This is a genomic window from Actinoplanes sp. HUAS TT8, from assembly GCF_051380535.1.
GTDB lineage: Bacteria > Actinomycetota > Actinomycetes > Mycobacteriales > Micromonosporaceae > Actinoplanes.
This window is the reverse complement of record NZ_CP195646.1, coordinates 4,202,282-4,215,503: the sequence shown is the minus strand read 5'-3', so window position 1 is coordinate 4,215,503 and position 13,222 is coordinate 4,202,282. Positions and strand designations below refer to the sequence as shown.

The window sequence follows — 13,222 nt, the reverse complement described above, 5'->3', positions numbered from 1 at the left end:
GGCGCCGTGACCGGAAGATGACTACCGTGGGTGGGTGACTGACGCGGTTGACGAGGTTGTCGGATTCGCCGGCGACCTGATCAGAATCGACACGACCAACGCGAGCGACAGCGGCGGCCCCGGCACCGAACGCCCCGCCGCCGAGTACGTCGCCGAGAAACTGACCGAGGTCGGCTACGAGGTCACCTACGTCGAGTCGGGCGCGCCCGGCCGCGGCAACGTGATCGCCCGCCTGGCCGGCGCCGACCCGTCGCGCGGAGCGCTGCTGGTGCACGGGCATCTCGACGTGGTGCCGGCCGACCCGGCCGAGTGGTCGGTGCACCCGTTCTCGGGTGAGGTGCGCGACGGCTTCGTGTGGGGCCGCGGCGCCGTCGACATGAAGGGCACCCTGGCGATGAACCTGGCCGTGGCCCGGCAGTTGAGACGCGACGGCGTCGTCCCGTCCCGCGACCTGATCTTCGCCTTCGTCGCCGACGAGGAGGCAGGCGGTTTCAACGGCGCCCGCTGGCTGATCGAAAACCGCCCCGACCTGTTCGAGGGCGCCACCGAGGCGATCAGCGAGGTCGGTGGATTCTCGGTCACCGTTGGTGACGGCGCGCGGGCCTATCTCGTCGAGACCGCGGAGAAGGGCGTCGCCTGGCTGCGGCTGACCGCGCGGGGGACGGCCGGGCACGGTTCGCTGCTGCACGACGACAACGCGGTGGCCAAACTCGCGGCCGCGATCACCCGGCTCGACCGGCACACGTTTCCGCTGATACTCACCGATCCGGTGCGTGAGCTGCTGGAAGGGTTCGCCGAGATGACCGGCGTGCCGTTCGACCCGGACGATCCGGAGGCGGCCGTGGCCCGGCTCGGGCACCTGTCACGGCTGGTCGGGGCGACACTGCGCGACACCGCGACGGTGACCATGTTCGAGGCCGGCTACAAGGGCAACGTGGTGCCGTCGACCGCGCGGGCCACCGTCGACGGGCGGATGCTGCCGGGCCGGGAAGCGGCGTTCGAGGCCGAACTGGCGGCCGTGCTCGGGTCCGAAATCGAGCAGAACTACCTGCACATGCCCGGGGTGTCGACGACCTTCGACGGGTCGCTGGTCGACGCGATGGCCGCGGCGATCGGCGCCGAGGACCCCGGGGCGCGGCTGCTGCCGTACATGCTCTCGGCCGGCACCGACGCCAAGTCGTTCCAGCGGCTCGGCATCCGGCACTTCGGCTTCTCGCCGCTGCGACTGCCGCCCGACCTCGACTTCACGTCGCTGTTCCACGGCGTGGACGAGCGCGTCCCGATCGACGGGCTGCGATTCGGGGTCCGTGTCCTGGACCGGTTGCTCCGCGCGCCCAGTACCCTGTGAGCGTCCTGAAGTCTCAGCATCATTCAGAGGCTGAGCTGCACCAGCACTAATGTTAGCGTTCACACTCCCATGTCCCAGGCGCGCTTGAGGTAGAAACATGACCATGACGGAAACGCGGGAAGCGATCGAGCAGGGGCGCACCGCCCTCGGCATCGAGTTCGGGTCGACCCGGATCAAGGCGGTGCTGATCGGCCCCGACCACGAGGCCATCGCCACCGGCGCCCACGACTGGGAGAACCAGTTCGTCGACCGCGTCTGGACGTATTCACTGGACGCGGTCTGGTCCGGCGTCCAGGCCTGCTACGCCGCCCTCGCCCAGGACGTGCGCGAACGCTACGGCGTCGAGCTGACCACCACCGGCGCGCTCGGCGTCTCCGCGATGATGCACGGCTACCTGGCGTTCGACGCCGACGGGGAACTGCTCACCCCGTTCCGCACCTGGCGCAACACCAACACCGGCGAGGCGTCTTCACAGCTCAGCGAGCTGTTCGCGTACAACATCCCGCACCGCTGGAGCATCGCCCACCTCTACCAGGCCGTGCTCAACGAGGAGGAGCACGTCCCGCGCATCGCCCACCTGACCACCCTGGCCGGATACGTGCACTGGAAACTCACCGGCCGGCAGGTCCTCGGCGTCGGCGACGCCAGCGGCATGTTCCCGATCGACGTCACCGCCGGCGGCTACGACACGGTCCGGCTCGACCAGTTCGACGGCCTGGTCGCCGGTCGCGGCCTGTCCCAGCCCCTGGCCGAGCTGCTCCCGTCGGTCCTCCCGGCCGGCGAGCCCGGCGGCACCCTGACCGATTCCGGCGCGAAACTGCTCGACCCGACCGGCGCCCTGCAGTCCGGCGTCGTCGTCTGCCCGCCCGAGGGCGACGCCGGCACCGGCATGGTCGCGACCAACTCGGTCGCTCGCCGCACCGGCAACGTCAGCGCCGGCACCAGCATCTTCGCCATGATCGTCCTGGACGGTCCGCTGAGCCGCCAGCACCCCGAGGTCGACCTGGTCACCACCCCGGCCGGCGATCTCGTCGCGATGGTCCACTGCAACAACGGCGCCAGCGAGCTGAACTCGTGGGCCGGATTGTTCACCGAGTTCGCCGCGGCCCTGGGTTTTGAAAAGGACAGCAACGCGATCTTCGAAACCCTGTTCCGCTCCGCGCTCGACGGCGCGCCGGACGGCGGCGGGCTGATGGCGTTCAACTACCTCTCCGGCGAGCCGATCACCAAACTCCACGAGGGCCGCCCGCTCTTCCTGCGCGAACCCGGCAGCACGCTCACCCTCGCGAACTTCATGCGCGTCCAGCTCTACTCCGCCCTGGCCACCCTGCGCCTCGGCATGGACGTCCTCCAGAAGTCCGAAAACGTTCAGCTCGACCGGATGTTCGCCCACGGCGGCCTGTTCAAGACCAAGGGCGTCGCCCAGAACCTGCTCGCTGCCGCCATCAACACCCCGGTCTCGGTGGGGGACCTGGCCTCCGAGGGCGGCGCGTGGGGCATCGCGATCCTCGCGTCGTACCTGGTGGGCAAGCAGCCCGGCCAGACCCTCGACGAGTACCTGACCAGCACGGTCTTCGCGGCCGCGGAGCTGGAGACGGCCGCCCCCGACCCGGCCGACGTGGCCGGTTTCGACGCGTTCATGCAGCGCTACGTCGCCGCCCTGCCGATCGAGCAGGCCGCGGTCGACCACAGCTGATCTCCTCGCGCGGACGCGCGACTCCTCACGGACGCACGACATCAAGATCAAATTCTTCATGTCGTGCGTCCGCTGTGGTCCAGGCCGCCGCTCCCGCCGGGACCCTTCCGGGGCTCGCAGGCCGCTGGGGCGGCCAAAACGCGAACCCCTCCAGGGCGACGTCCGCGGGTGGGCGCGGTCACTGCAACAAACCCGACCACCCCGCCCCGCGTGCCCAGACGCCCACCTGTCGCCCCACGCAAATCCACCCCCACCCATCGCCAGCCGCGCCCCCCGTCGCCGGCTGGTGCTGAGGGCTGTCTCGGGGGCCCGGGAACAGCCCTCAGCACCAGCCGGATGCCGGACCCGCGCTGCCGGGCCACCCCGCGGGCTGCCGGGCCTGCGCCGCCCGACCTGCGCGGGGCTCGGGCTGGCGCGGAGCTTGCGGTTGTTGGCTGGTGCTGGGGGCTGTCTCGGGGGCCCGGAAACAGCCCTCAGCACCAGCCGGATGCCGGACCCGCGCTGCCGGGCCGGACCCGCGCTGCCGGGCCTGCGCCGCCCGACCTGCGCGGGGCTCGGGCTGGCGCGAAGCTTGCGGTTGTTGGCTGGTGCTGAGGGCTGTGTCGTGGGGTTGGGCAGCGCTCGGCGCGGGCCGGGCCGGGGTGCCAGCCGGGCCGGGCGGGTGCGGCCGGGTCGGGCGGGTGCGGCCGGGTTGGGGGTGGGCTGGGCCGGGTTGGGGGTGAGGTTGGGGGTGTGTACCGATGGTTTGCGCTGTGTGATGGCGGAGAATCGAGGCATGTATGTGATCAGGGAGCGATTCTTCGCCATCGGTGACGACTTCGACGTGCTGGACGAGGACGGCAACAAGGTCTACCGCGTCGACGGCAAGGCGTTCAGCATCCGCGACAAGCTCGTCATCGAGGACCCGAACGGGGACGAGGTGGCGACCGTGCACCGCCACCTGATCGCGCTCCGCCCGACGTATGAGGTCCGCATCGGTGGCGAGGAAGCCGCCGAGGTCAAGAAGAACCTGTTCACGCCGTTCCGGGACAAGTTCACCATCGACGTCCCCGGGCACGACGACCTGACGATGAAGGGCGACCTGCTCGACCACGAGTATGTGATCGAGCTGGACGGCGACGAGGTCGCGGCCGTCTCCAAGCGCTGGTTGACCGTGCGGGACACCTATGCCGTACAGATCAAATCGGGTGTTGATCCTCTTTTGATCATCTGCAGTGTGCTGGCGCTCGATCTGGCGATGGAACGCGAGGCCGAGAAGAAGGACAAGGAGCAGCGCGAGGACGAGCACTGACACCGGCCGCACGCGAGGCCCGGCCTCGCGTGCGGTTCCGGCGGTAGTCAAAGTCTTGAGAGCGTGGCCGCCCGGCCGATGAGGGTGTTCGGCAAGAAGGAGGCCTCATGCCCACCGAGCGCACCGAGACGATCATCGACGCCCACCCGGCCGAGTGGTGGCGGCAGTTCGAGTCCGCGTCCGACCGGTTCGACGAGGCGATCCTCACGACCGGCCTGACCGAGATGCTGCTCCCGAAGATCACCTCCCAGTTGTTGCAGCGGGAGGCGGACATCGCCGCCGACATCGCGATCCTCTACCGGAACAAGCCGAGCAGCGAAGGCATCCGGGACCGGTATGACGGCGCCCGCAACCGTCTCCGCGAGACGATCACCCGTCTGGCCGACCGCGGTGTCGACCCGGCCGCGCTGCACGAGGCCGAGATCGTCTCCTGGGTGCTCGACGGCGACTACGCCCGGGCCGCCGCCGAGATCGAGCCCCGGATCGGCGCGGTCACGCTGCTGCGCATGTTCGTCGCCGCGCTGCGCGTCGCCCACCTGGACGTGAACGTCACCGCGCACCTTCTCGGCGTCGGCCGCACCCCGGCCGAGGCGATCTACGCCGGGAAGATCGTCGGCAAGTACGGTTACTGGCCCGACTGGCTGCGCGAACTGGTCGTCGAGCACGCACAGGCCGGCACCCTGACCGACGAGTTCGTCAGCGCCCTGGAACTGTGCGCGTTCGCGACACTGCGCTCCACCCAGGCGCGGCTGGCCCGCCAACTGCTGCGCCGTGAGCCGGCCGCGATCAACACGGCCGCCCGGACCCTCGAAGCCATCGGCGAGACCGACATCGCCACCCGCCTGCGCCAGGGCGACTACGGCGCGGTCGCCTTCGCCGCCCGCTTTGCTTCCGTGTAACCCCATCGGGTGACGCGGGAACTTTCCACGGCCGGGCGCTCTCCTACACGTGACCCACGATCACGAGGAGCCCCGATGTCTTTCACCAAGCTTGCCGCCGCAGCCGCCGTCGCGATCACCGCCCTGGTCGCGGCACCCACCGCCGCCCACGCCGCCGGCAACGGCCGCGTGTGGTTCCACGACGGCGGCGACCAGTTCACCCCGTCGATGATCTGGAGCTTCGACAGCTCCACCGGCACCGGGTGGAAGCGCAGCTACATCCCCAGCCCGACCGGCTGGCCGGTGCAGCGCCAGACCACGTTCTCGTACGCGAAGTCCGGCTCGACCTACACCCTCAACATCTTCCCGTACGGCACCACGAACTCGATCACCGAGCTGAGTTATTCGTCGGCCACCGACACCCTGCTCGTCAACAACGACGGTTACACCGAGACGTGGTACGGCTGCGCGAACGCCGGCCTGCCCGCCTATGCCCGAGCCGCCTGCTGACCGCCGAACATCGCCAGGAATTCCCGCAGAAGTCGGTTGCATGATCGTCGCTCGTCGATCTTGAATCGTACGTCCGGCGGGCTCGGGTCTCGCTTTCCGTCATAACAGGGCCGTACTGTTGGTAGCCATGCGGCGCCTGCCGGAAGCAGATCCTGGTCAGCCGGACGTGCGGTCGCCGGTGCGCTTTTTGCTCTGGAATGTACGCCAATCTTGCCGGTCGCAGCTGCTCGCAGCGACGCTGGCGGTCCTCTGGATGTGTGCCCAGGCGCTGACGCCCGCGGTCTTCGGCTGGGCGATCGACGCGCTCATCGCCGGAGGCAGTTCGTCCTTCTTCGGGGTGGTCGGTTTACTTTTTTGTGTAGGCATCGCGCAAACGGCAGCCGGAATAGCACGTCACCGATTTTCGGTAGTGAATTGGCTTGGTGCGGCATTCCGAACTGTTCAGCTGATGGTCCGGCAGGTCACCAAACTGGGTTCCAACCTGCCGAGTCGCCTCGAGACCGGCGAGGTGATCGCGCTCGGAGCGGTGGATCTGACCAATTTCGGCGGAGCGACAGATGCGGGAATCCGGGGTCTGGGGGCGCTGTCGGCGATCTGCATAGTCGCGACTGTGCTGTTGACGACGTCGATCCGGCTCGGCCTGGTCGTGCTGATCGGGGTGCCGTTGCTCATGCTGATCGCCGGGCTTCTGATCAGGACTTTGCATCGGCGCCAGCAGATGTACCGAGAGCGCCGGAGTGCACTCACCGGTCGCGCTGCTGACCTGATCGCTGGGCAGCGGACGTTGCAGGGTGTGGGCGGTGAGGATGTCATGGCGGCGCGGTATCGCGCCGATTCTCGGGCGCTGGAGCGTCAAGGCATCCGGATAGCCGAGATGGAGTCGCTCGTCGAGGCAGTGCAGGTGCTCCTGCCCGGCATACTGCTCGTGCTGATCCTCTGGTCCGGCGCACGCCTCGCCATGACGGGCGTGATCACGATCGGGCAACTGGTCTCTTTCTACGCTTATGCTGCGTTTCTGGCCACGCCACTGCGCCAGCTGACCGACGTTTTCTCGAGAGTGAGCAGGGGCGTTGTCGCCGCCCGGCGGGTGACCGGGATGCTGGAACAGGTGCCGGACGTGGCTGATTCGCCGCGTCCGCGGCCCGTGCCGGTGTCTGGAGATCTGGTCGATCCAGAGTCGGGTGTGGTCATCACCCCTGGGTGCGTCATCGCGCTCGTGGCCCCGGATCCGCATTCCGTGGTTCGGATCGCCGATCGTCTCGGCGGCTACCGGGGTGGCGCAGAGTGGAATGGCGTGCCTCTGGTCGATTTGCCTCAGACAGACCTACGGAAGAGGATTCTGGTCGTCGACAACGATGCGCTGCTCTTCTCGGGTTCCCTCCGCGCCGATCTGAACCCGCATCGCAGCGACCGTGCGATGGAGGCGATCGAGGCGGCCGCGATGACTGATGTCATCGAGGGGCTCCCGGACGGTCTGGATACCGAGGTCGCCGAGCGGGGCCGTTCCCTCTCCGGCGGCCAGCAACAGCGCCTCCGACTGGCCCGTGCGCTGGTCGCGAATCCGGAGATCCTGATCCTGATAGAGCCGACAAACGCGGTGGACACCTTCACGGAAGCACTTATCGCGGTACGGCTACGTGATTTTCGTGCCGGTCGCACCACCGTCATCTGTACGTCGAGTCCTTTTGTCCTCAACCGGGTGGACCACGTTCAGTACGTGGTCGCCGGCGAAGTGCTGGCGACCGGAAGCCACAGCGAACTGCTGCTGTCGGAGCCCGGTTATGCCCGATTGGTGCTCGACGAGGAGTCGTCGTGAGCCGCCCGCTGCCGATCGCCAAAAAGGTCGAGATTCGGCAATACCTTCGGGTGTTGATTCGCAATCACAGCGGCATGGCTTTTATCGCGCTGAGTCTCGCCGTGGCCTCGTCCGCGATCGGCGTTACCGGTCCGTTGATTCTCGGTCGCATCGTGGAGATCATCCATTCCGAAGGGTACAGCCGTACACTTGATCGCCTCGGCATTGCATTCGCGATCCTCGTGCTGGCACAGGCGCTTTTGACGCGTTTTTTGTATTCTGTCCTGGGACGGCTGGGCGAGCGAATTCTGACTCGGCTGCGTGAGGACCTCGTCGCTCGGCTGCTGGCAATGCCGCTGGGAATGTCGGAATCGGCCGGAGTCGGAGATCTCCTGACCCGGGCGACCAAAGATGTCGACGTATTGTCCACGTGCGTCCGACTTGCGGTGCCTGAGGTCTTGATTGCTGTGTTCCGCAGCGCGCTGGTGGTGCTTGTCCTGGCACTGGTCAGTCCCTACCTCTTGATGCCGATCCTGCTCGGGGCGTCGGTCTTCGCCCTGGGAACTCGTTGGTATGCACGACGCGCGGACACTGCCTATCTGCGACAGAACGCGGCATACGCTGCGGTAACCGACAGTCTGGCCGAAACAACCACGGGCACCCGCACTGTGGAGGCACTCGGCCGGCAGCGGCAGCGTGTCGCGCTGACCGATCGGCTTCTGGGTCGTTCGTGGCGAGCTGAGCGATACACACTCTTCCTGCGCACTGTCTGGTGGCCGACGACCGAGGCGGCGTACCTGCTGACCTTGATCCCGATCCTTCTGCTGGCCGGCATGTTGTATCTGAACGGAACGCTGCCGTTGGGATTGACCGTCGCCGCGGTGATCTACGTGCAACTGCTGATCGATCCGCTGGACCGACTTCTGTCGTGGCTGGACGAACTTCAGGTCGGAAGGGCCTCACTGGCCCGGATTCTCGGTGTGGGTGCTGCCCCCGATCCGGCTGCAGCCGGTGACTCGCTGCCGGAGAGAGCCAGCCTCCTCCAACTTCACGGGGCCCGCTTCGGTTACAACTCCTCGCGAGAGGTTGTGCATGGCATCGACTTGGCGGTGGAACCGGGGGAGCGCCTCGCGGTCGTCGGCCCGTCGGGTGGCGGCAAGTCCACCCTCGGCCTGCTGCTGGCGGGAATTCACCAGCCGACCACGGGAACCGTAACGGTCGGCGATGTGCCGCTGAACTCATTGTCCCCGAAGCGCCGCCGCCACGAGATCATGCTGGTCGGCCGGGATCAGCACGTGTTCGCCGGCACCCTGCGGGACAACCTCGATTTCGTCGCCCCGGACGCCACGGACCAGGAAATTCGGCGTGCGCTGGCCACCGTGTCGGCCCTGAGCTGGGTCGACGAGCTGCCGGACGGCCTGGACACCGTGGTCGGTGACGGCGGCGTCGCGCTCACCCCACCGTGGACACAGCAACTGGCGCTGGCCCGGGTCCTGCTCCGCCCACCCAACGTCCTGGTGCTCGACGAGGCGACCTCACTGCTGGACTCGCCGACCGCGCGTGCGGTGAACCGAGCTCTCGACGAGGCCCTCGCCGGTCGGACGATCGTCACGATCGATCACCGGTTGATCCTGGCCTACCACGCCGACCGGGTGGTCGTGATCGAGGACGGCCGAGTCGGCGAGGTCGGATCGCACCAGCAACTCGCTCAGGCCAACGGCACCTACGCCGAACTGTGGCGTCTGTGGCTGCTGTGGCACGGCAGCCGCGCGAGGCAGCCGGTCAACCCGGCGCTGGCGGTGGTGGCGAACGAGCGTGAGCGGTGGGCCCGATATCGGGGCACCAGGGCGGAATCGCGCGCCTGGATCCCCTCCGACGGGGACCCGGCGTTGTGGCTTCCGGACGGTCGGTTCCTCACGCTCGACGACGTCGTCTCCGGCCACAAGACGGTGTACGGCCCCGCGCACGAGCCTCCACCTCCACGGCGATGGCTGGTGGGGAATTTCCCTTCGCACGCCCGCCTCGGGGCGGAGATCAGCCTGACCGTGCGCATCATCGGCCGGTCGTCGTCGGCCCCGCAGGGTCACGCGGCGATGCTGCGCCCGCTGGAGGTCGGTGCGAGTGGCATCGCGGTGACCGTCATCGTCGAGCCGGGCCCGGGTCTGACCGCTCGTGGCCCGATGGAGCAGACGACGCACGTTCCGGTCGACGGCGACTCGGACCCGGTCCGTTTCGTCTTCCGGGCCGGCACGGTCAGCCTGCAGCGACTGCACGTGACGGCCTGGGCCGGTGGGACGTTCCTGGCCGAGTTGGAGTTCGAGGTCTCCGTCACCGCGCTGGGCCCGGACGCGGGCACCCAGGTGAAGAGCAGCGGCATCGAGGACGTCCGGGCCGAGGCCGGTGAGGTGACGCTGCAGGTGCGTCGTGACCGGGACAGGTACACGTTCCAGCTGCTCAGCGACACCCAGCTGTTCGATCCGGTGATCGTCGAGTCAGTGTCGTCGGGCCCGGACGAGACCACTGAGCACATCATCCAGACCGTGCGCCGGCTGGCTCGGCGCACCGCCGGTTACAGTCCGGGCAACGCTCGCCGGCTGCTGCAGAACACCGGGATCGCGCTGTGGAACAGTCTGGTCCCGGAGGCTGTGCGGGAGCAGTTCTGGCAGGTGCGTTCCGGCATCACGACCTTCTCCATCGCCACCGGCATGGACACCGTGCCGTGGGAGCTGCTCTATCCGATCAGCCGGACCGAGGATTCGGGATTCCTCATCGAGCAGATGCCGGTCACGCGCCGGGTCTACAACCAGCCCCGCTCCCGGACCGTCAGCATCGGCCGCGCCCGGTTCGTCGTGCCTCCGGAGAGCCCTCGCAATGCCGGCGCCGAGGTCGACGCGCTGTCCCGGATCGTGTCCGGTGACGGCGATCCGTCCGTGGTCACCGAGCTGGCCGAGCTCTTGCGACTCGTCGACGCCGGCGGCCTGGGGTTGATGCACTTCGCCTGCCACAACACCTATCAGGCGGGATCGGCCGGGTCGGCCATCGCCATGGAGGACGGCGACTTCGTGCCCACTCTGCTCGAACACGCCAAGTCGACCGGCAGTCTGGCGACCTCCCAGCCCCTGATCTTCATCAACGCCTGCCGCTCGGCCGATTCGGTGCCGCACTACACCCGCATGATGGGCTGGGCGCAACAGTTCCTGGCCGCCGGGGCCGGCGCGTTCGTCGGCACCCTGTGGGATGTGCGCAGCAGCAGCGCGCAGGCCTTCGCCGAGGAGTTCTACACCCATCTGGTGGCTGGTCTGACGCTCGGGCAGGCGTCCTTCCGGGCCAGGGTGGCGGCGGCCCGGCAGGACGACGATCCGACCTGGCTGGCCTACAGCGTCTACGGCGACCCGAACGCCGTGCCGGTGAATGAAGGGTGGAGCCAGTGAACGCCGAGCGGCATGACGGGATCGCGTTCGTGGAGATCATCGCGGCGATCAAGAAGGCGGTGAAGAAGGCGAACCTGTCCGCGGCCGACCTACCGAGGGACCTCAAGATCACCGAGGTCACCGTGTCCACCACCGCGATGGCGCGCCAGACCCTTGGCGGTGGTGTGGAGCTGACGGTGCCGTTCGTCGGGTTGAAGCTCGGCGGCAACCTTGAACGCTCCTGGCGCAGCGCGCAGCGCGTCGAGATCACCCTGGTACCTCCGGCCCCGGACGAGGAGATCGAGGTCCGAGGCGGGAATGTCGAGAAGGCGCTGGTCGAGGCGATCAGCACCGTCCGTGCGGCGCTGTCGGCCGCGGCGGGCGGTGAGGATCCGTTCGTGCTCAAGAGCAGCACCGTCGTTCTCGATTTTGTGGTGACCGACTCGGGCACGATCAAGATCGTCGGTGCCGGCGAGGCCGGCGACGAGGAGACTCAGACGGTGACGCTGAAGCTGGGTCCGGCCGTGTCCGTCTGACTTTCCGGGGCCCGGACGTCAGGCGGCGTCGATCTCGACGAGAAAGCCGGGCCCGCTCCTCCTCACCGTCGCCGACGGTGAGGAGGTGGAGTTCGCGGAGGCGACCGGCTGACCTGCCCTTGACATTTCTGGAATGTCGTTCCATTGTTGAACTGGAACGACATTCCAGGCTGGGAAGGACGTGTCATGATCGCGATCATCGGGGCCGGGCTCGGCGGACTCACTCTGGCGCGGGTGCTGCACGTCAACGGCATCGCGGCGACGGTCTTCGAGGCCGACGCGTCCGCCGAGGCCCGCACCCAGGGCGGGCAGCTCGACATCCACGAGCACAACGGGCAGCCGGCCCTCAAGGCGGCCGGGCTGTTCGACGAGTTCCGGGCGTTGATCCGGCCGGGCGCCGAGGCGACGAGGATCCTCGCGTACGACGGGAGCGTCCTGCTCGACGAGCCCGACGACGGCACCGGCCACCGGCCCGAGGTGCTGCGCGGGGATCTGCGGCGGATGCTGCTCGACTCGCTGCCCGAGGGCACGGTCCGGTGGGGGCACAAGGTCACCGCGGTCCGGCCGCTGGGCGCGGGACGCCACGAGGTCACCTTCGCGGACGGGTCGAGCGTGGTCACCGATGTGCTGGTCGGGGCCGACGGGGCCTGGTCGCGCGTCCGTCCGCTGGTCTCGGCGGCGCAGCCGCAGTACGTGGGGACGTCGTTCGTGGAGACCTACCTGTTCGACGCGGACGACAAGCATCCGGCGGCGGCCCGCGCGGTCGGGGCCGGCTCGCTGATGGCGCCCGTCCCGGGGCAGGGCATCCAGGCGCACCGGGAGGCGGGCGGGGTGCTGCACACGTACGTCTCGCTGACCCGGCCCCAGGAGTGGTTCGCCGGCATCGACTTCGCGGACGCCCGGGCGGCCACCGCGCGGGTCGCGGCCGAGTTCCGCGGCTGGGCGCCGGAGCTGACCGCGCTGATCACCGACGGGGAGACCGCGCCGGTGCTGCGCGGCCTGCACGCCCTGCCGATCGGGCACCGCTGGGAGCGGACCCCCGGGGTGACCCTGCTCGGGGACGCCGCGCACCTGTCACCGCCGAACGGGGAGGGCGCGAACCTGGCCATGCTCGACGGGGCTGAGCTCGGCCAGGCGCTGGCCGATCACGCCGGTGACGTGGAAGCGGCGCTCACCGCGTACGAGCAAATTCTTTTTGTCCGAAGCGCGGAGGAAGCGGCCGAGGCGGCGCGGGACTTCGAGATGTGCCTCGGCGAGAACGTGCCGGACAGCCTGGTCGCGCTGCTCACCGGAGCCGGAGCCGGAGCCCCGCCGGGGAGAGCTGACGCTCACAGGGGTCCCCGGTCGACGAAGCTGAAGGTCGACAGCGGCGGCGCGTCCCCGATCACCTCGACGAAGAGCACCTTGTCGCCCGCGCTCCACTGGACGAACCCCCACTGCTCGTTGGAGATGTAGTAGGTCGGGCGCTTCTTGTCGTCGGTGCCCTGGGCGCGCTTGACGTAGAAGAGCGTCGCGTCGGTCGGGTCGCACGTCGTCGAGACCAGCCGCGCCGACTCGTCGAGGACGGCTTTCACGCCGAGGCAGGTCTGTTCGCCGGTCGGGTTGTACAGCGAGCGGATCATGAATTGGACACCGTACGGAACCAGGGCGAACTCCGACTTGGCGCCGGTCCCGTCGCCACCCTGAACCTCGGTGTAGTGCTGATCCAGGGCCAGGTCACGGTCGGCCTCGGCGATGTGGATCAGCGTCCGGCGATGA

9 protein-coding genes are annotated in these 13,222 nt (G+C 68.6%); all 9 read left to right on the top strand.

Annotated elements, in window-relative coordinates; all coding sequences use genetic code 11:
• The first annotated feature begins 34 nt into the window (after positions 1 to 34).
• The 9 genes from ACSHV8_RS19010 to ACSHV8_RS18970 all read left to right on the top strand — a co-directional run bounded on the left by ACSHV8_RS19010 (position 35) and on the right by ACSHV8_RS18970 (position 12,919).
• Positions 35 to 1,348 (top strand): M20/M25/M40 family metallo-hydrolase, encoded by a 1,314-nt coding sequence (locus ACSHV8_RS19010; protein WP_436534902.1) that lies wholly within the window; start codon positions 35 to 37, stop codon positions 1,346 to 1,348.
• 97 nt (positions 1,349 to 1,445) lie between these two features.
• Positions 1,446 to 3,044, top strand: coding sequence for a xylulokinase (locus ACSHV8_RS19005; protein WP_436534900.1), 1,599 nt, complete (start codon positions 1,446 to 1,448; stop codon positions 3,042 to 3,044).
• A 757-nt stretch (positions 3,045 to 3,801) separates the two neighbouring features.
• Positions 3,802 to 4,335 carry an LURP-one-related/scramblase family protein gene (locus ACSHV8_RS19000; RefSeq protein ID WP_436534898.1) on the top strand — a complete coding sequence of 178 codons (534 nt, stop codon included), beginning with the start codon at positions 3,802 to 3,804 and terminating at the stop codon, positions 4,333 to 4,335.
• 107 nt (positions 4,336 to 4,442) lie between these two features.
• The gene (locus ACSHV8_RS18995) at positions 4,443 to 5,234 is read left to right on the top strand and encodes a hypothetical protein (RefSeq protein WP_436534897.1); all 792 of its coding nucleotides are present in this window, start codon (positions 4,443 to 4,445) and stop codon (positions 5,232 to 5,234) included.
• A 75-nt stretch (positions 5,235 to 5,309) separates the two neighbouring features.
• A complete protein-coding gene (locus ACSHV8_RS18990) occupies positions 5,310 to 5,723 on the top strand; it encodes a hypothetical protein (RefSeq protein WP_436534895.1) in 414 nt (137 codons plus the stop codon).
• 127 nt (positions 5,724 to 5,850) lie between these two features.
• Positions 5,851 to 7,539, top strand: a complete 1,689-nt coding sequence (locus ACSHV8_RS18985; protein WP_436534893.1) for an ABC transporter ATP-binding protein — start codon at positions 5,851 to 5,853, stop codon at positions 7,537 to 7,539.
• A gap of 74 nt (positions 7,540 to 7,613) precedes the next feature.
• Positions 7,614 to 10,949 carry an ABC transporter transmembrane domain-containing protein gene (locus tag ACSHV8_RS18980; RefSeq protein WP_436536824.1) on the top strand — a complete coding sequence of 1,112 codons (3,336 nt, stop codon included), beginning with the start codon at positions 7,614 to 7,616 and terminating at the stop codon, positions 10,947 to 10,949.
• Positions 10,946 to 11,464 carry a trypco2 family protein gene (locus ACSHV8_RS18975; RefSeq protein WP_436534891.1) on the top strand — a complete coding sequence of 173 codons (519 nt, stop codon included), beginning with the start codon at positions 10,946 to 10,948 and terminating at the stop codon, positions 11,462 to 11,464. Before ACSHV8_RS18980 ends, ACSHV8_RS18975 begins: the two co-directional genes overlap by 4 nt.
• 186 nt (positions 11,465 to 11,650) lie before the next feature.
• Positions 11,651 to 12,919 carry an FAD-dependent oxidoreductase gene (locus ACSHV8_RS18970; protein ID WP_436534889.1) on the top strand — a complete coding sequence of 423 codons (1,269 nt, stop codon included), beginning with the start codon at positions 11,651 to 11,653 and terminating at the stop codon, positions 12,917 to 12,919.
• The last annotated feature ends 303 nt before the right edge of the window (positions 12,920 to 13,222 follow it).

What these genes read in the sequence shown, in the direction of transcription:
- ACSHV8_RS19005 (WP_436534900.1), top strand. Translation starts at nt 1,446, where the DNA reads ATGACCATGACGGAAACGCGGGAAGCGATCGAGCAGGGGCGCACCGCC.
- ACSHV8_RS19000 (WP_436534898.1), top strand. Translation starts at nt 3,802, where the DNA reads ATGGCGGAGAATCGAGGCATGTATGTGATCAGGGAGCGATTCTTCGCC.
- ACSHV8_RS18995 (WP_436534897.1), top strand. Translation starts at nt 4,443, where the DNA reads ATGCCCACCGAGCGCACCGAGACGATCATCGACGCCCACCCGGCCGAG.
- ACSHV8_RS18990 (WP_436534895.1), top strand. Translation starts at nt 5,310, where the DNA reads ATGTCTTTCACCAAGCTTGCCGCCGCAGCCGCCGTCGCGATCACCGCC.
- ACSHV8_RS18985 (WP_436534893.1), top strand. Translation starts at nt 5,851, where the DNA reads ATGCGGCGCCTGCCGGAAGCAGATCCTGGTCAGCCGGACGTGCGGTCG.
- ACSHV8_RS18980 (WP_436536824.1), top strand. Translation starts at nt 7,614, where the DNA reads ATGGCTTTTATCGCGCTGAGTCTCGCCGTGGCCTCGTCCGCGATCGGC.
- ACSHV8_RS18970 (WP_436534889.1), top strand. Translation starts at nt 11,651, where the DNA reads ATGATCGCGATCATCGGGGCCGGGCTCGGCGGACTCACTCTGGCGCGG.